Source organism: Vibrio sp. SCSIO 43133 (assembly GCF_023716845.1).
GTDB lineage: Bacteria > Pseudomonadota > Gammaproteobacteria > Enterobacterales > Vibrionaceae > Vibrio > Vibrio mediterranei.
In genome coordinates, this window is record NZ_CP068025.1 from 809,664 (window position 1) to 833,914 (window position 24,251).

Sequence of the window (24,251 nt, forward strand, 5' to 3'; positions counted from 1 at the left end):
TAGAACTCACTAATCAATTAATTTTGTATTGCTTGATGATGTCGATATCGACATCCACACCAATACCTGGTTTAGTCGGGATTGTTACCTTTCCATCCGCGTAATGAATACCGTCGCAAATAAGAGCCTTTCTAAATGGGTGAGACGACTGGTCAAACTCAAGCATCGGCTCAGTCGGGTTAAGAGATAGTGGATTACATGGAATAGACGCGATGAATTGCAGTGAAGCAGCAATACCTATCCCTGAGCCCCAAACATGAGGAATCAACGTAGTATGGCTAGCTTGTGCCATCGCAGCGATTTTTTTACATTCAGTAAAACCACCGCTTGAACATAAGTCAGGCTGGATGATATCTAGCGAACGCTTTTCAAGCCATGGGCGATAACCCATCTTGCCAAAGACTTGCTCGCCCGCCGCAATGGCCGTCGGTGAACTTGATTTTAATTCTCTGTAACCGTCGATATCTTCTGGAGCAAGCAACTCTTCAAGGAAGTGCAAATTGTACTTTTCAGTTTCATTAATAAGCTTACGCGCCTGAGCAACATTGTAAGCACCGTTGGCGTCAGCCATGATTTTAATGTCATCTCCCACAGTTGCACGCACGGCTGTAATCAGTTTGATGTCTTCTTCAATACCAAAGCCGATTTTTAGTTTAAATGCTTTAAACCCATTCTTAACGTGCAGTTTTGCTTCTACTTGTGAATCTTGTGGGTAATGTCCATCAGCAATGCGGTAGAACCCTGTTGCGTAAGGGGTAACTTCACTTCTAAAGGCACCACCTAGTAATTTATGAATTGGTTTTTTAAGTGACTTACCGATAACATCCCAAAGCGCAATGTCGACACCACTCACGGCATTCACCGTTGCACCACTTTGTCCAAATGGTCGAGAAAGGTTGTACATTTCTTCCCATAGACATTCGACATCGAATGGGTCTCGCCCAATTAGCAAAGGCTTATAGCTATGTTCAATAATTGAAGCGGCTATCATTGGACTTTGTAGCCCATGGCATAGCGATTCACCGTAGCCAATCACACCTTCGTCAGTGATAACCTCAACAATCACCGCACTTCGGTTGCTAGCCCATCCTTGAGAAAAATAAAACGGATTGTCTAATGGAACTGAAATTGCGTGTGGAATTACGTCTATAATTTTCATTAATTTCTCTCAAGGCCATGTGTATTTACGTTGTTATTCTGCTTCTTCAACATTCTTATTTTAATTATTGGGAATAGGAGGGAAATGATGATAAGAGTGAAGAAAGCCCAACAAATTCCGGTAGATAAAAATGTTGAGTAGTCCCCTCTAGACATCAGTAGTGCTCGTCTGAAGTTACTTTCTGCCATTGGGCCTAAAATCAAACCTAAAATTAGAGGGGAAGCGGATATCTCAAGTTTTTGAAAAAAGTATCCCACTACACCAAAAAACAGCATCACAGCAACATCAAACATATTGTTGTTTAAGGCGTAACTACCCACAAAACACAGCAACATTATGGTTGGTACTAACACTGGTTTAGGGACAGACAGAACCTTCGTGAAAATTCGAACGGAGCTCAAGCCTAAAATGAGCATGAACACGTTAGCAATTAATAAACCTATAAAAATGGCGTAGACCGTTGATGCATCATTTTGGAATAGTAACGGGCCAGGCTGAATACCTTGAACCGTCAAAGAACCAATCATAATTGCTGCAACAGCATCCCCTGGAACGCCAAGACATAACATCGGGATTAGCGCTCCCCCCGTCACGCCATTGTTTGCCGCTTCTGGAGCAGACACACCTTCTGGTGATCCGTTTCCAAATTCTTCGGGCTTTTTAGAAATGCTTTTTGCTTGTCCATAGGCGATGAATGACGCGATGTCAGCGCCAACACCTGGAATGGTTCCGATAAACGCACCCAAGCTACCAAATGGAACACCATTTTTAAAAATGACCTTCCAATCTGAACTTTTTGGGATCACGCGTCTAATTTTTCCTGTCGCTTTACTTTTAACACCAATTTCTTCGACACCAATAAATGCCTGAGACATTGCAAACAGTCCAATCATGACTGGTATGAAATTAATGCCTGAATATAAGTTAATGTTATCAAAAGTAAAACGCATATTACCCGTAATATCATCAAGACCTATCGTGGCGATGAACATACCGATAAAGCCACTGATCAAACCCAAGAAAATGGATTTACCTGATATTGAAGAAATAATGCATAGGCCAAATACGGCCAGCATAAAAAATTCTGGAGCACTGAACTTCAGCGCAAAATCAGCTAATACTGGTGCGATCAAAATTAGGAAAATGCAGCTAATTAAACCACCAATGAAAGAACTGAACGTGGAGATTCCAAGTGCTCGACCAGCCTCGCCCCGCGACGCCATTTTATAGCCATCAAGAGCGGTCGCAGCTGATGCTGGTGTTCCAGGGGTATTGAGCAGTATTGCTGCTAATGAGCCACCATAAACTGCACCAACATACACACCAATCAACAAAAGAATACTTGGAACAGCGTCCATTCCAAACGTTAACGGCAGTACAAGTGCAACACCCATTGTAGTTGTTAGTCCCGGTAAGCAACCAATACACATGCCACCTGCAACGCCTACTAGAAGATATAAAATGACATTTGGCTGTAACACCAAATCTAATGCTTCAATTAACACGTTATATATTCCTTAAAACAGTATTCCAAACCGGAATGGGACATTGAGTGCGTAGTTAAACACGCCGTACACCATGCCAACGATGGCAATTGAAAATAACATTCGCTTAATTAGTGGCATATTGCTAAACCAAGTAAATAATCCGAACATCAAAACTAACGACGTCACTACAAAACCAATCACATTCATAAGAACTAAATAGCCAACAAGAATACCCATTGTTATATATACTCTTATATTATCGCTATTAAGTATCTCTAATGGTTCACTCTCTGATTTTCTAAGTGTTTTAAAAAACAAAATACAACCTGATATCAATATTGCACAGGAAATAATAACTGGCCATACCGCAGGGCCAGGGACACCTCTACGAGAGCCTGGTAATTCGTTCGATAGATATAAAGCCACAATAGAGAATAAAACAAAAATTAAAGCTGAAATTAAATGAGCTTTACGCATAATTATCGCCCCAAGATTTGTGAAGCTTATTCGTTATAAAATAAGCTTCACAGGTATTGCTTAGTTAAGCTCTAGTTTAGTAATGAGTTCTTTGAAGAAAATGTCTTCACGTTCTAGTTTTTTCGCAAACTCGTCAGATTTAATGATTTCAATATCATTGTTTGTGTTTGCCATAAAGGTTTTGAACGTGTCTGTTTCAACTGCTTCTAAAATGGCATCCGTTAAGAAATCAACCGTTGATTGTGGTGTACCTTTAGGAACCATGAAACCGCGCCAAGTACCAATCTCTACGTCGTAACCCAATTCTTTTGCAGTAGGAACATTTGGTGCATCTTTTAAACGATTAGGTGCTAGAACAGCGAGTGACCGCAATGCGCCCGCTTCTACTTGTGATGCCACTTCTGCATAAGATACTGACACCGCGTCTAAGTGTTTACCAAGTAAAGCAGTGATTGCTGCAGAGGAGCCTTTATAAGGGATATGCGTAAATTGTGTACCTGCTTTTACCTCTAAGCCCGCACCAGCGAGATGCCAAATACTGCCTGTTCCAGAGTTGCCAAACAGTAGATTGTTGTCCTTCGAGTCTTTGATAAGGTCTTCCAGCGTTTCATACGGAGAATCAGCAGGTACCGTAATCGCTGCGTAGCCAGAGTTTACAATTGCAAGAGGGGTTAATTTCGTGTAGTCCAGGTTTGACCCGTAGCCTTGGTGCGGAAGCATCACAAGCTCAGGCGCAACCATGCCGATCGTTTTGCCATCAGGTTTACTATTTTGAGCATAAGACATACCAATAGCGCCAGCGCCACCTGTACGGTTTTCTGCTGCAATACCTTCTGGAAACTTATCTTTAAGCGCTTCTACAAGGGCACGGCTTACACTATCTGAACCACCACCCGCTGAATATGGAACAATCACTTTTACCGGTGAATCTGGATACGTTGAAGTCGCGCCTACAGTAGTTGCAATTGATGCGCTCGCAATAACAGCAGACATCAATACATTTTTGAAGAGTTTATTCATTATCATAACCTTATTATGGTAGGGGGGAAGCTTCTTTGGCTTCATGAGTAATTTATATTGAGGTGCTTAATTAGTTTATGACATTAAATATTCATTCAAATTAATTAAACGGCCCATTATGTAATTAACACGAATAGTGTTAATTAATTCTTAATTTATTTGCTCTGAAATTTTTTCACTGTAACTTTGAATTATAGGGATAAGTTCATTCATTCTCTGATCATCCATATAGTCTTTAATACTTGTCACTGAGATTGCTGCAATAATATTACCGGTTTTATTCCTAATAGGTGCAGCAACACAACGAACGAAATCTTCATTGTCTTCTAAGTCGAAGCTATAACCACCGTGAGAATAAGATTCCATTCGACGAATCATCTCTTCCTTTTTATCGGGAATTTGTTCGCTAATCAAACGATGACATTCCGTTTTAGGCATGTCTATCATTAATGACTTACCAATTCCCGTGACTGCAATTGGAAGTCGATCTCCAATTTTAGAGCGTAATTGAATAGTTCTATTCCCAGGGATTTTGTCTAGATAAAATATCTGATCTTCATCTTTTATACCTAAGTGAACCGTATCATTCGTTAGGTTTTTTAACTCTTCTAGAAACGGTCTCGCTATATGTTTCAAAGGCATTGATTGCGTTGCAATATTGCCTAAAGTGATGAGCTTCGTGCCTAAAGTGAATCCAATACCTTTAACATCACGAATGAGATGCTGAGAAATCAGTGTTTGAAGCATTCTATGAACAGTAGTGGTCGGTATCTCCACTCTTTCAGAGATTGCTTTTAGATTTCGATCCCCCATTGCAACCGCATCAATAATACTAATCGCTTTGACGATAGACTGATTCTGGCTCATTACTACTCTTCTAATCAAATTGTCAGTAAAGCTAATATAGTGTTTTACGAATGTTGTAGTTGTGATCACAACCTCAATTCCACTTTGTGAAATCCAATTTCCACATAGTGGAATATAATGACTTGCCGACAACAATCTTTAATAAATAAGTGTGCAATCGAGCATTTAAAAAAAGTTCTCGCTTAGCGTTGTGTATTTAATTGGAGTGAAATCCATGTTCAGATTTTGAAGGGAGTGCAATATGCACCTGAATTTATAACGCTAATTTGGCACATTATTGGGAGTTTGCAGTGGTACGCTGAATTCGGCCACATAGTCAAACACTTAGGAGGGGGGCGTTCATATGATTCAGTGGGCGTTGTCAGTAGGTTCCTGCCTTGGCAGGAATGACAGTATTTGGGCTGGAGCATTTATCGGTCAGTAGTGCCACCCGTCCTATCGGCATAAGGCGGCACTTTACTCAGTATAGTCTTTACGCGTATTTAGCTCTGAGGTCATCTTGCAATTTATCGAGGTTTTCACCGTTTAGCTTATAGAACTTTGAATAGATGAAGAAGCCAAGGGCACATAGTACCGCAGGAGATAAATATAGGAACTGTAAACCCGTTAACGCCTCAGTCGTTTGAACTTCGTTAGGGACAAAGTTAATTGCGGCTAGCCCCAACCCGATAAGAGAGCCCGTAAGAGCACCAGAGCATTTAGAAATTAATGTATGAGCAGAGTACGATACACTTTCAGCACGAATACCAATTGTTTTATCTCCATAATCGACTGTATCCGCAACCATTATCAAAATGATTAGCCAATAGACCGCTCCAGAGATACCTCCGAATACACCAGAAAGCCCGATAAGCAGATTCGACTCTGGTGCGTAATTCCCAGCAAACCATAGAGAAACAGCGGCGAGTACTGGAAAAACCAATGAAGCAGAGAACAGAGCTTGGCGACCAACGGCTTTGACGATAGGTTTGAAGAAAAGTAGAGTACCAACGCCTGCAATACCGCCACAGGCAGAGGCGACAGCTAGCTTTGTCGCATCACCTAGCACATACGTATAGAAGTACAATGTGTAGCCGCCCATAAGAGCAGTACCGACGTTGTAACAAAGCGCAATAGCTAATAGCCAAAGAAACTGTTTATTTTTAAGTATCAACGAGAAAGCTTGCTTTAAGTTGAAGTTCTTTGAAGCAGCTTCATCCTCTTCAAAGGATTCTTCTACCCATTTGCATGTAATCAAAGCGCTAATGATAGCCAACACTCCAGCACACACGGCGAACAGCATATAGCCGCGCCCATCATCACCCGCACCAAAAAACATCACCGCATAAACAGCTACCCCCTGCACAGTATAACTTGCAGCAGTCGCGAATACTCTTGGATAAGGCATTAACCCTTCTCTTTCATCTTTATTCAGAGTGATCTTAGGGACTAATGACCAGAAAGGTGCATCTAACATCGTGTAGGTCATACCCCAACCTACATAGGTAAACACTACCCACCACAGTTGCGCGTTACCTTCAAAAAGGTGAGCGGCGAAAATGCCCACTAAGAAGACGGCATTCAATACGTTCCCGACAAGAATCCAAGGCTTGTATTTACCCCATCGAGTATTTGTCTTAGCAACTATGTAACCCAGTATTGGGTCGTTGATGGTGTCCCATACCCTAGCAAGTAGAAACATACCTGCTAGGAATATCGGGGAGAGACCGGCGACGTCTGTGTAGTAAATCATGATAAAGATGTTTACTAACACCAAACCAAAATCCTTTCCAAAGCCACCTAAACCAAACGACCATTTGGTTTGATTACTGACCTTACCTGTAATCACGTTATTCATTATCACTCCTTAGAAATGCTTGCAATTTGGACTAAGCCTGACTGTAGGGTTATCAGGCTTTAAATCGATTAGACGCTAATTTTCATATAACCTGAGATTGGCTGCGCGAGCTCAGTAAGACCCACTTTCAGTTCCATTGTCTTGTGTTCTAATTGTTTCCCCAGGCAATCAAAAGTGCTAACGGATACTGATTTCTCGCTCAAGCTTCTAAGAATGACTCTTTCGTTCATAGAGCCATTGACGATGGTAATATCGGTAATACCATCATGAAAGACCTCAACAGGTGTATCAGAGAAGACAGCGACTACCTTTTGATGATCCAGTGAAGACTCGACGATCGGATACTGCATTTCTGGGTTGCAAGTTTTAATCTTGCCTTTCATTAAAATATCTTTATGTTTTACCCAAAAACCAAGCCAGTGCTTAACCATCGTTAAGTGAGAGTCTGATAGTTTTCGCATGTTTGGAGAGATTTGAGGCACCGCGAATAGGGAGTTAATAAAGTGTAAGCTAGCACTTTCGACTGTGTCCTCAGGTGACCAAGTAAACATATCGGAGTGAACGGAAGTACTGCCCGAAAAAGCTCTCAAATCAACAATGCCCATTCGATTCCCAATAGGATCATTTGGACAATCATGAACCCTAAACAAGTTGCCATACTTTCGGATCATCGAACCGATATATCTCTGCCTAAACTCAATCATTATATTAGGGTTTAGAGCTTCCAGAGTTCGGCGAACGTCAACCATCAGCATGTCTACTGCTTCTGGAAGAGATTCTGTGTCTCTGTTTGGGTCTGGCGACAAAGCACTACCTTGCGCATTTGTCATGTCAAACTCGTCAATGAAATCCAGCTTTAAACCGTCAAGATTGTATTCACGTACTACTCGACTGAATGTTTCCACTAGATAATCGCGAACCTGTGGGTAGCGTGGATCAAGCGTCCCAGTGTCATTCTGTTCACTATAGAACAATAAATAGTCTTCAAATTCGTTCCATCTCTCGCACCCCTTCCCCATAAACGGTACGCTGAGCCACAACATATATTTCATGCCCATACCCTGAACATTGCGTACATGCTGGGCAAAATCTGGAAATCTCGATGTTGCTACCTGCCAATCACCGCAGTATTTATAACCTCGATTGTTGTCATCCGTCTGCCAACCATCGTCGAGGATAATTGTTTTACACCCTGCCGATACGGCCATCTCGCACTGCGCTTCAATTTCCTGCTGAGAAAGATCTTGATGGAATGCATACCATGTTGAATAAACTGGTTCCAAGGCTGCTTCAGGAACTTGCATTTGCTCGCCACCAAGTAGCTTTTCGTGCCACAAAGCCATAGATTCAATCGCGTCAAATACTGGTATGTCTCTTGTGTCCAAGCGAAGCGTTCCTCGGTAAGAGGTTAGCTGTTCATTCGATTGACTAAATAGACGAAGTCTAATTCTGCCAACATTTTCTTCCTCGTATGCTCCCGCATGAACGTTAACAATGTTTTTGCAATCCGAAAATGCAAAAGCCAAGCGGCTTTGGCTACGTTGAGAGTAAAAACACCCTACCGGAGCGACATGGCTAATATGACTTGAGTAGTAAGGCCACCATTCTGGGATACCCTTGTTACGCAATGCTTTGGGGTTACCGTGAGGGCACGGCGTCCAAAGACTGTGCATGTCGATAAAGGGAAAATGGACGTCTACGGTTACTTCAGGGAACCTAGTGGGTTCTTTTGCTGAAACCTCAATATCTAAAAACACAACCTCCTCATCAAAACGAGGAGTTGCAGTTACCTCTACAGCATTTGTATTGAGACAAGTTGCTTCAAACGTCAAATAATCTACTAGCTTCATTATTTATCTCTATCTACACGAATCAAAAATTATAAGTTTACGAACAGCTGTTCGTAAACTTATAAGAATTTGCCTTGCGTGTAAGTGATCCACCGCACATTCAGTATGCTCTAGTCAAAAAACGTGATTCAGATCTACAAACTAACTACTTGAGCGTATGATATTTGTTCGTGAGAGAAACTCTTTTACTGGTATTATTTTCGCAGCCATTCATTAGAGGTTGCCATGTCTCAAAAACCAATCAATGCAACGCAGATCGCTAAGCTCGCGGGAGTCTCTCGAAGTACCGTATCAAAAGTCATCAACAACTACCCTGATATCCCAGAGGACACAAAAGCCAAGGTTCTATCGGTAATTGAGAAGCATAAGTATCAACCAAATGCCTTTGCTCAAGTACTTAAGGGGGTGCCACAGACCGTGATCGCTCTTTATGCGTACGCTTACGAGGTGGATATGGAAACTGATTCTTTGAGCTCATTAGAATCACCCTATGTCATGGGAATAATTTCTAACTTCATTAAAGCTGCAAAAAACCACAACCATAAACTTGTTGTGGAACTCATAGAGTTCGGAGATAACGAACAAGAAGTTGAAGCACAAATACGTAAAGACTTTGATTCAAAAACCATTGCGGCTGCGGTTTTTCTCGGGCTTTCTAACGACGTCAAGTTTATAGATAACTTGATAGAGGATGACTATCGAATCGCAGTGATAGATCGAGAGATCAAAGAGGCTAAGAAGAGTATTAATATTTTCACCGACGATTTCGGTGGCGCTAGACTCGCCGTTGAACATTTATACGAACAAGATTTCAACTCTATCGCTTTTATCGGTGGTTTGGACAACAAACACTCTGCTCATAGTCGACTAGAAGGTTATCGAAGCGCTGTACTTGAAGCCAATGCGAAGCAAGTTGTATTTGATGCACTTTTCTCGGAAAAATCAGGAAAGGAAGCAGCCCACAAAGTGCTTGGAATGACCTCTCGTCCAGACGCTTTTGTATGCGCTGCTGATGTTATCGCTTATGGTTTCATTCAAACACTTAGAGAACTCGACCCTGATTATTTGAATCAAATTGGCGTCGTAGGATTCGATAACAGCCCTTTCAATCAATATCAAAGACCATCACTTAGCTCTGTTGGTGTCGACTTTAGCCAAATAGCCGTAACCACCATAGAAGCGCTATTAGGTAATTCAGAAGCTACGAAGTACACCGTCCCAATGTCACTAAACCAAAGAGATTCAAGTTCCAAAGGGCGTTGAGATAGCATATTGGGAAGTGATAAGTTATTTACTATCCAATACCCACCTTCGATCTCAAATAGAACAACATCTTCGTGAAAACGAAGATGTTGTTCTATAGCGTGTAGATTACTGAATATGTAAACCAGCTCATGTTAACTAGATATACGACACGCTGTAGGAGATTCTCTTTATCAAGGGAATAACGGTATATTTTTGTACCAAAGTGACGTTGATAACAGCACATAAGTGGGTCAGTAGCTTATTAAAATATGCCTTAGATGCTCACTACCGTACGTTTTCATTGAGCTTTATGGTTACTTAGCTGTTTCCCGTTTATTAGATTTCCCTACTAGCTTGATGTCTGGATGCTTATGAGAAACAATTTCTACACACTCATCGGAGGTTGCAATTAAGTGGGACCATTCATCTTCATAGCCAGAAATAAACGTTATTGGACTTTCTTTACTCCATAGATGCCCTTTAATAAGAGCACAATTTGGGAATCTATCCCCTACCGCCCAAAGTTCGAGTAAACCACCTTCATCTAACAGGCGAAACCCACTTACCGTATCAAACATGACATCGTATTGACTTTCAGTTTCTTCATGGAAGACACTTACTATCAATGCGTAATCTTTATGCCGCTCACTTCCTTCAAGCTCGTAACCACTACCATCTGGAAACGTCACTGCAAAATGCCTTCCATTCCATGATAAATCAACGATATATATCGTTCCTTCGCTGAATGGAGTGTCCCAATCTTTAACTTCCATATGTCTGATCCTATTCACTGACCCAAGCGACCTAGTGCTTGTTGGCTGATTGTTCGTGGGTTTCGTCGTTCAATATTGCAGTCTTTCTATACCAGTTCAATTACCAACCATTAGTTTATTTTTGGTTGAACACATCAAACAGCACCTTTGAACCTTGTGAGAGAATCCGAACTAAACAAGATCAACGAAAGTTGAACAACTCTGAATGAAAATTCTTTGTGTCGAATCTGATTGCCTTAAGTTGACCCAGCAACGCCTTCCTAAATCCAACAGGACCGCAAAACCAAATACTTCGCTGCGCAATATCAGGATATTTTTGGCGTATCTGCTCAATAGACAAAAAAGGTTTTAGCCGATTATCGATCACATGAAACTCAACGTTTGCTTTTCTGGCTGCACTTTCCATCTCTATGATCAAAGAAGGCGATGGGCTCTCGGTACAATAATAGAAAACAACTCCACCTCTATCTGGTTGTTGGGCGAGTTCATCCAATCGGGCTTTAAACGCCGCGCAACCAATCCCCCCAGCAATCCATACTTGCTTTTTACTATCGTCAAAATCGAACTTGCCATACGGACCTTCAACTTCTATCTGTTGTCCTATTTGAACTTGCTTATGAATGTTGCCAGTAAAGTCGCCAAGAGCCTTAATTAAAAAGCTTACATTGCGCTGTTTACTATCTACTGAAGCGATAGTGAACGGGTGGGGTTCTTCGCTGCCGATCCTTACAAACGCAAACTGACCAGCTAAATGACCTCTCCAACTTGGAAGATGGACGGAAAGTCGCGTCGTATGATTTTCTTTGCTATAAACCACCTCACTGATAGTGCCAGCATGTTTGTTGTCTTTGCCAATCCACCCAATCACACTCAAAATGGCAGCCGTAATGCCCGCAAGAACAACGAACACAATGATTGGTGTGATAATGTTATCCCAATATGAGTGTTTGAGAAGAATCAGCGAGTGATAGCCGATAGCGATAAAGGCAATCGCCATCAGTTTATGAGTCCATCTAAAAAACTTATAGCGAACAGGAGCAAATAACGCCAATACCGTTAAAACGACAAATAAGTACAACGTCCACTCGCCCATTGTTTCCGCACTGCCACGCAAAGGACGAATTAGAGCATAGAAAGAGTCAGGGTCTATGGACGAAGCACCACGCTGAGGTCGTTCAATATACCCCGCACGCACCAGTTGTTTTGGTACGATAGCAAGTAGCCAGTGAATAACGCCTATGATAACAGCATAGATTGCTACCCATTTATGTAGGCGATAAGACTTATCTAAGCCTCAGGTAAAATTCTCAATCAGTGGTAATCTCAAAGCGAGCAACATCACTAGAGTTAATAGAAGTACTGAAACGATACCCGTGATTTGGATTAAGGCGCTTCGCCATTGCATGGAGGTTTCATTGGCGACCAATGAAGGCTCCGCTTGAAGCCAGATAAAGATGATAGCCAGGATGAGGGCGAGCACCATTGAATAGAGTTTGTTCATAATAACGCTCCTGTTGAGCTTTAACTCTACTCCTTCTAATGTAACCCTACGTCAGGGAGAGTAAATCAGTGTAAATGCTTAATCACTCTCTTCCACCAGCTGACTATTGGTCATCTTAGATAAAAGCTCAGCGATTCGATTTCTCATATCGCGCCTATCCACAATCATATCTAACGCCCCATGCTCCAAAAGAAACTCACTTTGCTGAAAGTCTTCTGGCAATTCTTCACGTACGGTTTGCTCAATGACTCTGCGTCCAGCGAAGCCAATTCTTGCTTGGGGTTCACCAATATTAATGTCACCTAGCATAGCGATGCTAGCAGACACACCGCCATATGTTTGGTCAGTGAGGACGGAAATATAAGGTAATCCAGCCATTGATAGTTGATTCAAAGCGGCACTGGTTTTGGCCATTTGCATCAATGCCATTAAAGATTCTTGCATCCGTGCACCACCACAAGCTGAAAAACACACTAGGCCACAATTGCTATCTCTCGCGACGTTAACAGCGTGAACAAACCGAGCGCCTGCTACCGACCCCAAAGAACCAGCCATAAACGAAAACTCAAACGCGCAGGCAACAACAGGCAACCCCATAAGCTGTCCCTTCATTGCGACGAGGGCATCTTTCTCCCCAGTTTCTTTTTGTGCTGAAGCTAAGCGGTCGGTGTAACGCTTTTTATCTTTAAAACCCAAGATATCCTCTGGTTGATAGTGACTTGCAATTTCAACCTGTTCCTCGGTATCTAAGAAACTAGCGAGACGCCGACGTGCTGTTATTCGCATATGGTGACTACATTTGGGGCATACCTCCAAACTCAGTTGCAACGCTTTGTTGTAAAGAATGTGGCCGCATTGAGGGCACTTTCTCCACAAACCTTCGGGTATGTTTGCTTTGCGATTACTAACCAGTTTTTTTCTATGTAATAGCTTTTCAAGCCAACTCATGCGCGTTTATACCTTCGTGATTTAATTGATTTCATCATTGTATAAACTCATAATTAGCAATAAAGTGTCTATATTGAGTTACTTAATCCAACATTTTGGGACAATAAGTCGTGCTTGAGAGAATTGACCAACAATGGCTAAAGAGCTTTCATTGTGTGTACGAAAACATGAGCTTTAAACGTGCCGCGGAGTTTCTCCAACTTCCAACCTCCAATCTCAGTCGCCATATCAGCTTGCTTGAAGAGCGACTTGATACCCGACTCTTCGATAGAACGACTAGAAGAATTGCGCCGACAAGTGCTGGGGAGCACCTATATCTACTCACACAGCCACTGCTAAATAAGCTTAATGATGCACTTGAAGAGGTTACGTATCATTCTCAAGAGGCCGTTGGACAGTTGAGAATACTGATGCCCGACTCCCCTGTGTTGGCTAATGCCGTGGTAAGTTTCTGCGAAAAACACCCCTCAATATCGCTTAGTTGTGATACCAGCGTCAGCCCCAAGGAGGACTTATTCAACGGGTTCGATGTAATTTTAAAATTCCATCGTGGGAATCTTGACGATACCAATTTGGTAGCGAGGGAAATTAAACGCTGGCCTAGTATTGTAGTCGGTGCTCCGGAACTTCTTGATCGTTACCCTATACCCTTTAAGACCACTGACTTACAACACATTCCTTGCATTAGCAGTCTGACCGCGATCAATGGCGAACCGTGGGTTTTCAAAACGGACAGCGGTGAACGAATTACCCAAAAAGTGAAGTCTTCTTTTAAGGTCAATAGCGGACATCTCGCTAAAACAGGCGCGCTCTCTGGTATAGGGCTGGCAATTCTCCCTAGAGACATATGCCAAGGTGAACTGAGTTCTGGTGCTTTGAAAGTGATAGAAATGGAGCATCAACCTGATGACTTGGTGCTATATGCATTTTACGCGTCAAGAAGGCATGTAGCCAACAAGATACCGTTGTTCATTGAACATATTAAGCACTGTGCGCATTTTGACGGTTGAATAATACCGTTTCCCTAGCAATACTCCGCACCGTAAATTCGCTTTCCTGTAAAAACTGAAACCATGAAAAAACCTGTTTTGCTCTTGAGCCTCATACTTATATCTTTCTTTTCATCTGCCTCAACGCTCGATGAATCTATAGCATCAATTGAGCAACGAATCTCAGGACGCATCGGCGTCTCCGTTTTGGATTCCAGCAATCAACAGCAATGGCACTATCGAGGCAATGAGCGGTTTCCTATGATGAGCACGTTTAAAACTCTGGCATGTGCAAAGATGTTGCATGACGCTGACTCAGGAGAGCTAGACAAGAACGCTTTGGCTCCCATAACGTCTGACAAACTTATTCCTTGGTCACCAGTCACAGAGAAAATGGTGGGCAGTTCCATTACCGTCAGCAAAGCTTGTGAAGCGACAATGGAAACGAGCGACAACACCGCAGCCAATATCGTTCTGCATTCCATAGGGGGACCTCAAGGACTCACTGAGTTTCTACGTTTGAACCAAGATGACGTGACTCGATTAGACCGCATTGAACCAGAGTTAAATCAGGCACTTTCAGGCGATAAACGGGATACAACAACACCAAATGCGATGAATACCACACTGCATCGTCTTCTATTTGAAGGGGCCCTGAATCAAGGCTCGAAAAATCAGTTAATGGCTTGGATGCAAGGGAACACGGTTTCAGATTCATTGCTACGATCGGTTCTACCGCAAGGATGGTCTATCGCAGACCGCTCTGGTGCAGGCGCTAATGGTTCACGTGGTTTTACTGGTGCTATTTGGGCTGACAATCGCAAACCATTGGTCATCAGCATTTATCTAACACAAACCGACCTATCGATGTCTGAACGTAACCAAATCATCAACGAAATTGGTGGGCTGATTTTCCAAACGTATGCTATCAAGTAACGAACTAAGCACAGCGCTAACTTAATAGAATGCATGCCGCCACTAATTATATTCCCTCACGAAGATAGTAGTCGGCATGTTAACTCATTGAATGAATCTTACGCAGAAGCTCTAAGTCGGCGCTCTATCTGAAATCACCTTACCATCTTTAATAGTAATAATACGTTTAGTACGCTCTGCTAATGCATTGTCGTGAGTAACAATAATGAGTGTTCTGCCTTCCTCATGAAGTTGATTAAACAATGCTTCAATCTCAGCGCCTGACTTCGAGTCCAATGCGCCTGTGGGTTCATCAGCTAGGATAATTTGAGGGTCATTTACCAAGGCTCTAGCAATGGCAACTCGCTGCTTTTGACCACCAGATAGTTGGTTTGGTTTATGGTCAAGGCGGTCCCCTAAGCCTACCTGCTCTAGCAGTCTTGCCGCACGCTGGCGACGCTCTTTAGCTTTAATTCCGCCGTACACCAGAGGTAACGCTACATTGTCGAGTGCGGTAGCGTATTCAAGTAAATTGAAGCTTTGGAACACAAAGCCAATCTTCTGGTTTCTAATTGTAGCTAGAGCATTAGCGGTTAAACTCGCGACATTCTGGCCTGCTAATAAATAGTCCCCATCGCTAGGTTTATCTAAGCAGCCAAGCATGTTCATTAGGGTTGATTTTCCAGAGCCCGAAGGACCAAGAATCGACAGGAATTCACCTTGGTTAATGGTTAAGTCAACGCCATCTAATGCACGTACTTCCATTTCACCACTAGCGTAGTATTTGCAAATATTAGCCAGCTCAACAAGAGGCATATTTGCCAAGCTTTGTTTCGCGTTATTGTTACTCACTTTGTAATGCCTCCAGCGGGCTGACTTTGGCCGCTCTGTTGGCGGGTAACCAAGCCGATGCGACACCGATAATCATTAGGGTAACGATAACAATCGCGACCACAATCCAAGATAATTCAGGAACAGGCTTTCCGAGTTGTTCATAGAACGCATTTCCCTCAAGGCTGATGGTGCTAATCGCAGAGATCAGAGCGTAAGTGACACCTAACCCTAACGCGCCACCCATCATCATGGTCATAAGAGATTGAACTAAATAATGAACACGGATAGCCGTAGGCGTTGCCCCCACCGCCATACGAACGCCAATATCGCGAGTTGAACGCTTTACCGTCGCATACATGACATTGGCAATCCCAACACCCGCCACCGCAAGAGTGACAAAACCAATAATGCCGAGGAAGCTTTGTAAGCCAATAAGAAACTGCTGCATACTTTTTTGTCGTAGGAACATGTCTTCCACTTGAACTACTTGCTCGTCATGGACGCTTGCTCCGTGTTTACGAGCGATGACTTGGCGAATGATTTGCGCCAACCTTTTGCGGTCCACATTGGCTTTAAGTTCGACGTTTATACCGCCAATGTCTCCATTGGTGTGAAACCGTTGCCAAGTAGCCAGCGGTACAAAGCTCGAATAGTTAATGCCATCCCCTTGCTCAACTCGTCCGCTATTCTTCGCCAAAACCCCAACAACCGTAAATTCCTCACTGCCAATTTTCACCTTTTTTCCAACAGGATCCGCTTGTAAAGTCACCGTCGCAAACCAGTTATAGTCGTCAGTTGGATTAAACAGGTCTGCAGCCAATGAATAGCCAAGCACAACCACTTTGCGCATCTGCTTTTGGTCTAGCGGGTTCAACCATCGCCCTCCCGGCAACGGGATTAGGTTAGTCATCGACGCAAAATCGGTCGGAACAGCTATCGGCTGTTTCCATGAACCTCTATCGCCAACCGTGATGTTTTCGTTCCATTGAGCAGTAGGAGCGACACTGGCTACTTCAGGTAACGCCTTGATAACTTGGACATCCTCTTTTTTTAACTTAAGAAACTTACCTTGGTGGAAAGCGCCATGGTCGATACTGGCGATGCCGCCAGTTAAGTAGATCAAGTTGCCATTGCCATTTTGCGCCGTTTTCAGTACTCCTTGACGAATACCCTCACCGACAGCAAGCATGGCAGCAATACATAGCGTTGCCCAAGCCACCGCCAATATGGTTAAACCCAAACGCAACTTTTCTGCTGACATTTCCTGAAAGATTTGTCTTATTGGTAACAACATCGCTACGCCCTCGCACTTAAGGCAATAACCGGTGTAAGGCGTGAACCTCGCCTCGCGGGAAAATAAGAGGCCATCAACGCTAAAATCAGAGTCACCAGTAGCGACCAAGCAATGGAGCCTCCAGTTATCACTGGTGTGCCTAACCACTCGGGAAGAGCGATGGAGTTAAGTAACATCACAGTAGCAAAGGCAAACGCCAACCCTAGCGCCGTTCCAACGGCGACAAGAATAAGCCCTTCAAGGATAAACTGATTCAGAATCGATTTTTGCGTTGCTCCCACTGCTAGGCGCACACCAATTTCTCTGGTTCTTTCGGTAACAGACAGGAACATAATATTAGCAACACCAAGCGCACCAACTGCCATGGTCATGGCGCCACTTGCGCCCAAGAATATCTGGATACCTCTGAAGATCCCCTTAATCATGGAAGCACCCTCGCTAAAGTCTGGCATATCAATAGCGTCTCTATCTGTGGGATCAAAATGAAGCAGCTTCGAATAAAAATCGGCAACACTTTTTCTAAACGAATGCGCATCCATGCCCTCAATAGGCTTCATTAACAGCATCCATGGTTTAACGTTCCATAAGTCACGATAAGTAGTTTGAGGAATGTACACAGTGCGACTATCACTGAAAAAGCTGGCGGAATCTTCATCTTTGAGCACGCCAATCACCAGAAAAGGAATGCCGTTCACTTTGACGGTATGACCAATGGAGAGGCCTCCCATCTTAGCAATTTGGTCGCCTAACACTGCTACACGAGTGTGATTAGCAATATCACTAGGCGAGATATGGCGCGAGGTGGGTTCGAACTTAATTTGCATAAGGGAGAAATAGCTCGAGTCGATACCGTTTACACTGCGCGATAAGTTTTGCCCTTTTTCATTGGTAACGCTGGCATCCCATTTGGCGTAAACACTGGACACAGCGTCGACGAAGCCGGTGTTTTTTATTCTTTCAACTTGTTCTTGGGAAATGGTGATCTGGCGTCTAGAAGGTAAGCCTTGCCAGGCCTTGCTGGTACTAGAAGGAAATGCAACCTGTACATTATTCATCAAGAAAGATAGCTGTTGAGTTTGGTGACGATAAAAGCCCTCTCCAAGTGCAATCAACACCACCACGGAGATGACACCCCAAGCAATGGCAATAATTGCGAGCGCACTTTTCATGCGGTGCGCCAGCAGAGTTTGCCATGTTTGCTGCAACAGATTGGTCATGAGTTAAGAGCTCGAGATATCAATGCGATCGTGTCATCATCCAGCTTTCCTGCCGTTTGCAATAAGCCTATGCGCTGGCGCCAATAATTGTACAGATTGGTTTGTAGACTGTTTTTTGCTTCAAACAGGCTGTTGTGGGCGTTGATTACCTCTGACACTTCCAGCAATCCAGCATCGTATAGTTTCTCTTTACTCCGCAGAACTTTCTCTCGAGATAGCACCAGTTTGTCTGCCATCAGCACTTGATTCCAATTGATTCCCACTTGAGTAAATTGCTGCACCACGCGTTTATGGATATCGATCTCTACTTTGCGAAAGTCCTGCTTGGTGCTGAGAATATTAAGTGATGCTTCATCTACTTTGGCACGCGTCGAGCCATTGAGGTCAATGGGGACACTCAGAGTAATACCGGCACTGAACTCACCATCTTTGCGTTGGTCACCACCGTTGTATCCCACATCTCCCTTTAATGTAGGGTAATAGCCACCTTTGGCAGAATCTCTCGCAAATTCGCTCGCTTTAACATTCTGCGCCGCCACCAGCAACTCTGGACTGCTGTCTTTCGCAAGCTTTAACCATTGTTGTTGTGAGTTCACCAACATAGGTGGCTCTGCCAGGGACTCGGTACGAATTTGGTCAACATTTTGCGGCGTTTGATTGATAAGTTCGGCAAGCGTTGCTCTTTTTACTTCTAAGTCAGCTTGCGCACTCAAAATACCAGCTTGTTCAGATACCTGAGTTGCGCGAATCTCTTCTACGTCCACCGATTTTACTTTACCGGCGCGGTAGCGCTTCTCGATAATCTTCAGCAGCTTATTGCCTTCTTCTAGCTTAGACTTGGCCAGTTGAAGATCTCCCTGCGCACTTGCTACGTCCAAATATGAAGACAACAGTCTTTGCGCCAACTCGTTGTGTGAGCGAGAAAGCTCTAGTTGTGCTTTGATGTATTTCGCATTCGCCAGATCTAAATCTGACCATAAACTGCTATCCCAAATGGTTTGAGACAGTGTTGCCCCGTAGCTATTCGAATTGTCTGTCGACTCACTCCAATTAGCAGAGGCATTGGCACTTAAGCCTGGGAGTAGAGAACTGCGCCGTGCCTCAACTCCCACTTCACCCAGTTGCACGCCAATTTTAGCTTTTTCATAATTCGGGTCATTTTGTTTTGCCTGTTGCCAAGCTTGCTCTATAGAAATCGCATAACTTGGTAAACTCAAGGTAGTAATTAATACCGCGCACCCTAATTTCGACAACGATAACTTAGCCATGTGTAACTCCTGCCATCATGCTGTTGTCGATAATCTCTTCGTTCAACTCAACTCCGTCGAGCACCTCGACATTAATGCCATCTGACAGACCGAGTTTCACTGGTTGTGTGTGAAAACCCTGCTCAGAAGCATCGGGGATCAATACATTGGGTGTGTCGCCGTTAAATTGCAGTGCTCGCTCAGGCAGGGTTAAGACGTTTTCTGACTTCTTCAGGGTAATTTTAGCTGTCGAGGAGAAACCTGAACGCAACACAACCCCTTTAGGGATCGACAGCTCACCCACCTCAACGCCAAATCCATTGTCGAAACTCTTTGCCGACGAGTTACTTGCTGGTGAATTTAAGTTTTCAGACTGAATAGCAACCTTGGACAGTACTCCGGTAATTTCCACATCAGGGTACGGTGCAACGGTCAACACAACAGGCATTCCTGGAGACAATTGAGCGGCGTCATGTTCACTGACACTGCCTTTGAAAATTAAACTATTCATATCCGCTAGCGACATCATGGCGGTGGCTTCTTGGTTGGATTGGGTGGAGATTATTGGTTCACCGACTTCAACTTTGCGATTAAGAACCGTACCATCAATCGGCGCGTAGATAGTGGATGTCAGACGAGCATTACCGATGGAGGCTTCACCGCTGCGGATAAGCTCAAGGTTCTGACGCTTTTGCAACACATTGGCTTGAGCAGATTTCACCGACGAACGAGCGCTTACGTACTCATCGTAGTTCTTAGGAATAATGTCCTGCTCAACTAAGCTCTTTAAGTTGGCAAGCTTTTGCTTGGCTGATTCAAGCTCTGCTTCACTGCGCATCAAATCGGTTGAAGCATCGGTTAACGCTTGAGGTGTTGGATTAGGACGAACCTTGATGAGCGGTTGACCTTGTTTGACTTTTTCACCGACGCTGACATAAATCTCACCTACTATGCCATCAATCTGAGATTTGATGGATACTGAGTGAGCGGGCACGATATTACCAACGGCCACCGCCTGTTTCTCAATGGTTCCTTTTTCTACCGCCAGAGTAGGAAAAGCTAACGGCTGCTCCGAAGATTGTAGATAGAAATACGCACCACCGCCGAGCAGCGCCATACACACAGCCGAGACCATCCAAGTTTTTGCCATCATTCACACCAATTATTGATACACGAGCTTGTGACCAGCTCGTGAATATAAAGTTCTAGGATGATAGCGACTTTAGTGCATGAAATTTGTCATGCTTGGTATGGTTTATGTCATCGGTTTTGTTGGCAATAGCTGAATCGCTAAGGGGTAATGAGACGTTAGAATACGTGGATATAGGGATAAAACGATAAGATGGAACAATTAAACTTATTTAGTCTCTATCGTCATCTTCAGTCTTTGTAAGTGAACGTTGAGTGGCTAACTGTGTTTAGTGTATTGAACATTGTTGTGTTAATAGCAAATCATTAAGCACAACTATAATGAATTATCATTGCGGCCAAAACTAGTCCGCAATGATTTCTATCTAATCTTAATCAGCGTTGTTCTATTGATTTCGATTCTTTTTTTTCTTACCCGTTCCAGCCGGTTTTGCTCGTGGTTTCACGGGTGCGAAATAAGCTTCACTCTGGTCATCATCCACTTCAAATCCCGCAACTTGTTCGCGTTCAAGACGGAACTTATTTTTCTTTTCTATCACTTTAAAGTGATGGTAGTCGTCATAATCGATAAGAGATAAACCAAGACCAACTTCTCCTGCGCGGCCACTGCGCCCGATGCGGTGCATATAATCGGCGGGACTGCGTGGCAGATCAAAGTTGATCACGACCGGTAGCTTTTCAATGTCAAGGCCACGAGCTGCGATGTCGGTTGCGATCAGGACTTGAATGTCGCCAGATTTAAACCCTTCTAGCACACGTGTACGAGCACCCTGCCCTTTATCACCATGGAAAACCTCTGCAGTGATACCGCGTTTTGATAGCTTTTGTGCTAAATGGTTACAGCTATTTTTGGCATTAACAAAGATTAACGCTTGTCGCCATTGATGCTGTTTGATTAAGTGCGCGAGTACCGCCGTCTTTTGACCTTTATTCACGCTAAACACACGTTGCACGAGAGTACTGGTCTCAGCACTTTGCAATTGCACTTCAACAGGGTTGCTAAGTAAGTGCTGCGCCAGACTTGTTACTTTCTCAGGGAAAGTTGCTGAAAATAGTAACGTCTGTTTTTTCTCTGGTAGCAAAGCAAGAATTTTGTTGAGCTCTTCTGTAAAGCCTAAGCTCAACATACGGTCCGCTTCATCTAGTACTAGTGTTTGCACTTGGTCTAGCTTAATAGCATTACTTGATACCAGATCAAGTAATCGTCCAGGTGTTGCCACAACAATGTCGCTGCCACCTCGAAGCGCTAGCATTTGAGGGTTTGCTGAGACACCACCGAATACAGCAACCGTTTTTATCTCATTTCGTAGATGATATGAGTACGATTTAACGTTATACGCCACCTGTGACGCTAGTTCGCGCGTAGGAACAAGAATTAGGTGAGAAACCGTGTTGCCACGACGACTGTTAGGTTTGTCCTGTTGACAGATTTTTTGCAGAATCGGCAGCGAAAACGCGGCAGTTTTACCAGAACCCGTATTCGCACCACCAACAAGATCACGCCCTTCAAGTAGGTAAGGAATGGTGTGAGATTGGATTGGAGTCGGTTGGCTGTATTCCAACTCCTCTAGTCGCTCAACTAGGGTTGGAATCAGACCTAGGTCAGCGAATGTTGTTGGAGATGTTTTGTCAGTCATTACTCTCTGGGCTCTGGGCTAGATAAAGGCCGTGTATCTTAGTCTATTTACGACGTTGACGTTAGTAAAAATGAATTAAACCCGTCGTTTTAACCACCTGCTCAAGGCTTAGCTATCAAAATGATAACCTCGTTATCGCCACTAACTATCAACTTGACACCTTGTTACCCTTTCGAGGTTCACGGTTAATCACCACTAAACTCGGAGAGCGGCATGCTCACAAATCCATCAATCAAAAATTAATTATTACCATCGCCAAACTCCAACGAGTCTCTAAAAAGCTAAACGTAATAATCGGTTGTCAAAGCTCTTGGAACATAACTTGCTCTATTGCTGACGAATTTATTAAGTGGTGAATAGAAGGACGTAGTATGAAGTTAACATATGAAGTTGAGGATAAACCGCCATTTGGAACATCGTTACTATTAGCATTTCAACATATGCTGGCGGCTATGGGGGCAATCATTGCGGTGCCTTTAGTTGTGGGAAGTGCCATTGGCCTTCCGACTAATGAAATGATTGTCTTAGTTAATGCAGCGTTACTGGTATCGGGAGTCGTTACTATCATCCAATGTAAAGGCGTTGGAGTAATAGGCATTAGACTTCCGGTTGTTATGGGCACAAGCTTTACGTTTGTTGCTATCTCTATCTCTATTGGCATTGAATCTGGTGTTGCTGCCATCTTTGGAGCGGCATTGGTTGGCTCCTTGGTCATGATCATTGGCTCCAAATTTATGCCTCAAATACGCAAGTTGTTCCCGCCCGTCGTGTCCGGAACGGTCGTTGTATTGATCGGTCTTACCATACTCCCTGTCGGTATCGACTGGATCGCGGGAGGCTTTGTAGGCCAAGAAGGCTACGGACGGTTGGAAAATCTTGCTCTCGGCACTTTCGTTCTTTTATTGATTATCGCAATTTCTAACTTTGGCAAGGGAATCTTCGGTGCGGCATCTATCGTTATTGGTATTGCTGTTGGATATCTGATTGCGTTGGCATTGGGCATGGTGGACTTTACTCCTGTAAAAGAGGCGACTGTTTTTGCTACTCCAGACCTATTGCCGTTTGGCATTGAATTCACTGTAGCTGGCATTATCGGTATGTCCATCGCTTACTTGGTCACTATTATGGAATCTACAGGGGATTTCTTAGCCCTAAGCGATGCCACCAAAACTAAGCTCACGGGTAAAAAACTTTCCAGTGGTATCTTATGTGATGGAGTGGGCAGTGCTTTAGCGTCCGTTGTCGGCACGACACCGTTTTCTTCATTCAGCCAAAACGTTGGTATTGTCTCGATTACTGGTGTTGCAAGTCGCCATGTGGTCGCCTTTACTGGCGTCATTATGGTTTGTGCAGGGTTGATTCCTAAGATAGGTGGCCTAGTCGTTACTATTCCTAGCAGCGTGTTAGGCGGTGCTGGCATCGTTATGTTCTCAATGATCATCTCATCCGGTATCAACATTCTGTCTCGTCTGAACTTTACCAAGCGCGATATGTTGATTGTTGCTCTGGGTGTCGCCGCCGGAATGACAGTGACGATTCGTCCTGAAACATTGACCTACTTCCCAGATTCCTTAAGAGTTATTCTAGGTTCGGGAATTACCACAGGTTCTCTCGTTGCACTTGGTTTGAACTTAATATTGAAGGTTGACGTGACCGACGAAATTGAAAGTGCAGAAGAAAAGAAAGTGCTGTTTGATGAATCGTTCAAGCAAACGAAAAATATGGCTGAGCTTGAGTCTGAGAAGGCTAAAACAGTGGGGCTAGAGTGCGATTAATTCAAAATTGTTAAATCAGCTCCGCTAGTT

General features: G+C 43.6%; 21 protein-coding genes and 1 pseudogene. 4 read left to right on the forward strand and 18 right to left on the reverse strand.

What is annotated here, in order from left to right:
- Positions 1 to 13: 13 nt before the first annotated feature.
- From JKJ11_RS20495 to JKJ11_RS20525, 7 genes are all read right to left on the reverse strand, one after another.
- Positions 14 to 1,159: a mandelate racemase/muconate lactonizing enzyme family protein gene (locus tag JKJ11_RS20495; protein ID WP_252039914.1), complete on the reverse strand. Its 1,146-nt coding sequence runs from the start codon at positions 1,157 to 1,159 to the stop codon at positions 14 to 16.
- A complete protein-coding gene (locus tag JKJ11_RS20500; protein ID WP_503061277.1) occupies positions 1,159 to 2,673 on the reverse strand; it encodes a tripartite tricarboxylate transporter permease in 1,515 nt (504 codons plus the stop codon). Before JKJ11_RS20500 ends, JKJ11_RS20495 begins: the two co-directional genes overlap by 1 nt.
- A gap of 3 nt (positions 2,674 to 2,676) precedes the next feature.
- Positions 2,677 to 3,123, reverse strand: a complete 447-nt coding sequence (locus tag JKJ11_RS20505; protein WP_198559069.1) for a tripartite tricarboxylate transporter TctB family protein — start codon at positions 3,121 to 3,123, stop codon at positions 2,677 to 2,679.
- A gap of 60 nt (positions 3,124 to 3,183) precedes the next feature.
- Positions 3,184 to 4,143 (reverse strand): Bug family tripartite tricarboxylate transporter substrate binding protein, encoded by a 960-nt coding sequence (locus JKJ11_RS20510; RefSeq protein WP_031493089.1) that lies wholly within the window; start codon positions 4,141 to 4,143, stop codon positions 3,184 to 3,186.
- Between the two features lie 150 nt (positions 4,144 to 4,293).
- Positions 4,294 to 5,010, reverse strand: coding sequence for an IclR family transcriptional regulator (locus JKJ11_RS20515; RefSeq protein ID WP_198559070.1), 717 nt, complete (start codon positions 5,008 to 5,010; stop codon positions 4,294 to 4,296).
- A 472-nt stretch (positions 5,011 to 5,482) separates the two neighbouring features.
- On the reverse strand, positions 5,483 to 6,847 hold the full coding sequence (gene melB, locus JKJ11_RS20520; protein ID WP_006069456.1) for a melibiose:sodium transporter MelB: 1,365 nt from the start codon (positions 6,845 to 6,847) through the stop codon (positions 5,483 to 5,485).
- Positions 6,848 to 6,915: 68 nt separating this feature from the next.
- A complete protein-coding gene (locus JKJ11_RS20525) occupies positions 6,916 to 8,697 on the reverse strand; it encodes a glycoside hydrolase family 36 protein (protein WP_252039916.1) in 1,782 nt (593 codons plus the stop codon).
- A gap of 225 nt (positions 8,698 to 8,922) precedes the next feature.
- Here JKJ11_RS20525 and JKJ11_RS20530 point away from each other — a divergent pair, with 225 nt between their 5' ends.
- Positions 8,923 to 9,960, forward strand: a complete 1,038-nt coding sequence (locus JKJ11_RS20530; RefSeq protein WP_006069454.1) for a LacI family DNA-binding transcriptional regulator — start codon at positions 8,923 to 8,925, stop codon at positions 9,958 to 9,960.
- Between the two features lie 296 nt (positions 9,961 to 10,256).
- Here JKJ11_RS20530 and JKJ11_RS20535 read toward each other — a convergent pair whose 3' ends face one another.
- From JKJ11_RS20535 to accD, 5 genes and pseudogenes are all read right to left on the reverse strand, one after another.
- On the reverse strand, positions 10,257 to 10,715 hold the full coding sequence (locus JKJ11_RS20535) for a hypothetical protein (protein ID WP_252039917.1): 459 nt from the start codon (positions 10,713 to 10,715) through the stop codon (positions 10,257 to 10,259).
- A 181-nt stretch (positions 10,716 to 10,896) separates the two neighbouring features.
- On the reverse strand, positions 10,897 to 11,712 hold the full coding sequence (locus JKJ11_RS20540) for an FAD-binding oxidoreductase (protein ID WP_286036768.1): 816 nt from the start codon (positions 11,710 to 11,712) through the stop codon (positions 10,897 to 10,899).
- A pseudogene (locus JKJ11_RS26050) lies at positions 11,704 to 11,994 on the reverse strand (ferric reductase-like transmembrane domain-containing protein); the annotation flags it as partial. The gene JKJ11_RS20540 and the pseudogene JKJ11_RS26050, both read right to left, overlap by 9 nt.
- A 15-nt stretch (positions 11,995 to 12,009) precedes the next feature.
- Complete coding sequence (locus tag JKJ11_RS20545; RefSeq protein WP_252039918.1) at positions 12,010 to 12,216, reverse strand: hypothetical protein; 207 nt, start codon at positions 12,214 to 12,216, stop codon at positions 12,010 to 12,012.
- A 78-nt stretch (positions 12,217 to 12,294) separates the two neighbouring features.
- On the reverse strand, positions 12,295 to 13,164 hold the full coding sequence (accD, locus tag JKJ11_RS20550) for an acetyl-CoA carboxylase, carboxyltransferase subunit beta (protein WP_252039919.1): 870 nt from the start codon (positions 13,162 to 13,164) through the stop codon (positions 12,295 to 12,297).
- 110 nt (positions 13,165 to 13,274) lie between these two features.
- Between accD and JKJ11_RS20555 the strand changes: the two genes are divergently transcribed.
- Together JKJ11_RS20555 and bla are read left to right on the forward strand one after the other, a co-directional pair.
- A complete protein-coding gene (locus tag JKJ11_RS20555) occupies positions 13,275 to 14,174 on the forward strand; it encodes a LysR family transcriptional regulator (RefSeq protein ID WP_062462132.1) in 900 nt (299 codons plus the stop codon).
- Between the two features lie 63 nt (positions 14,175 to 14,237).
- Positions 14,238 to 15,089 (forward strand): class A beta-lactamase, encoded by an 852-nt coding sequence (gene bla / locus JKJ11_RS20560; protein WP_252039920.1) that lies wholly within the window; start codon positions 14,238 to 14,240, stop codon positions 15,087 to 15,089.
- Positions 15,090 to 15,200: 111 nt separating this feature from the next.
- Here bla and JKJ11_RS20565 read toward each other — a convergent pair whose 3' ends face one another.
- The 6 genes from JKJ11_RS20565 to JKJ11_RS20590 form a co-directional block, all read right to left on the reverse strand.
- Positions 15,201 to 15,893: an ABC transporter ATP-binding protein gene (locus JKJ11_RS20565; RefSeq protein WP_286036769.1), complete on the reverse strand. Its 693-nt coding sequence runs from the start codon at positions 15,891 to 15,893 to the stop codon at positions 15,201 to 15,203.
- A 19-nt stretch (positions 15,894 to 15,912) separates the two neighbouring features.
- Entirely contained in the window at positions 15,913 to 17,196 is a 1,284-nt protein-coding gene (locus tag JKJ11_RS20570; protein WP_252039921.1) for an ABC transporter permease, read from the reverse strand.
- A gap of 2 nt (positions 17,197 to 17,198) precedes the next feature.
- The gene (locus tag JKJ11_RS20575; RefSeq protein WP_252039922.1) at positions 17,199 to 18,413 is read right to left on the reverse strand and encodes an ABC transporter permease; all 1,215 of its coding nucleotides are present in this window, start codon (positions 18,411 to 18,413) and stop codon (positions 17,199 to 17,201) included.
- Positions 18,410 to 19,681: a TolC family protein gene (locus JKJ11_RS20580; protein WP_252039923.1), complete on the reverse strand. Its 1,272-nt coding sequence runs from the start codon at positions 19,679 to 19,681 to the stop codon at positions 18,410 to 18,412. Before JKJ11_RS20580 ends, JKJ11_RS20575 begins: the two co-directional genes overlap by 4 nt.
- On the reverse strand, positions 19,674 to 20,810 hold the full coding sequence (locus JKJ11_RS20585; RefSeq protein ID WP_006069444.1) for an efflux RND transporter periplasmic adaptor subunit: 1,137 nt from the start codon (positions 20,808 to 20,810) through the stop codon (positions 19,674 to 19,676). The genes JKJ11_RS20580 and JKJ11_RS20585 overlap by 8 nt, the downstream gene beginning before the upstream one ends.
- A gap of 385 nt (positions 20,811 to 21,195) precedes the next feature.
- A complete protein-coding gene (locus JKJ11_RS20590; protein ID WP_252039924.1) occupies positions 21,196 to 22,446 on the reverse strand; it encodes a DEAD/DEAH box helicase in 1,251 nt (416 codons plus the stop codon).
- Positions 22,447 to 22,817: 371 nt separating this feature from the next.
- Between JKJ11_RS20590 and JKJ11_RS20595 the strand changes: the two genes are divergently transcribed.
- Entirely contained in the window at positions 22,818 to 24,221 is a 1,404-nt protein-coding gene (locus tag JKJ11_RS20595) for a uracil-xanthine permease family protein (protein ID WP_252039925.1), read from the forward strand.
- Positions 24,222 to 24,251 lie beyond the last annotated feature (30 nt).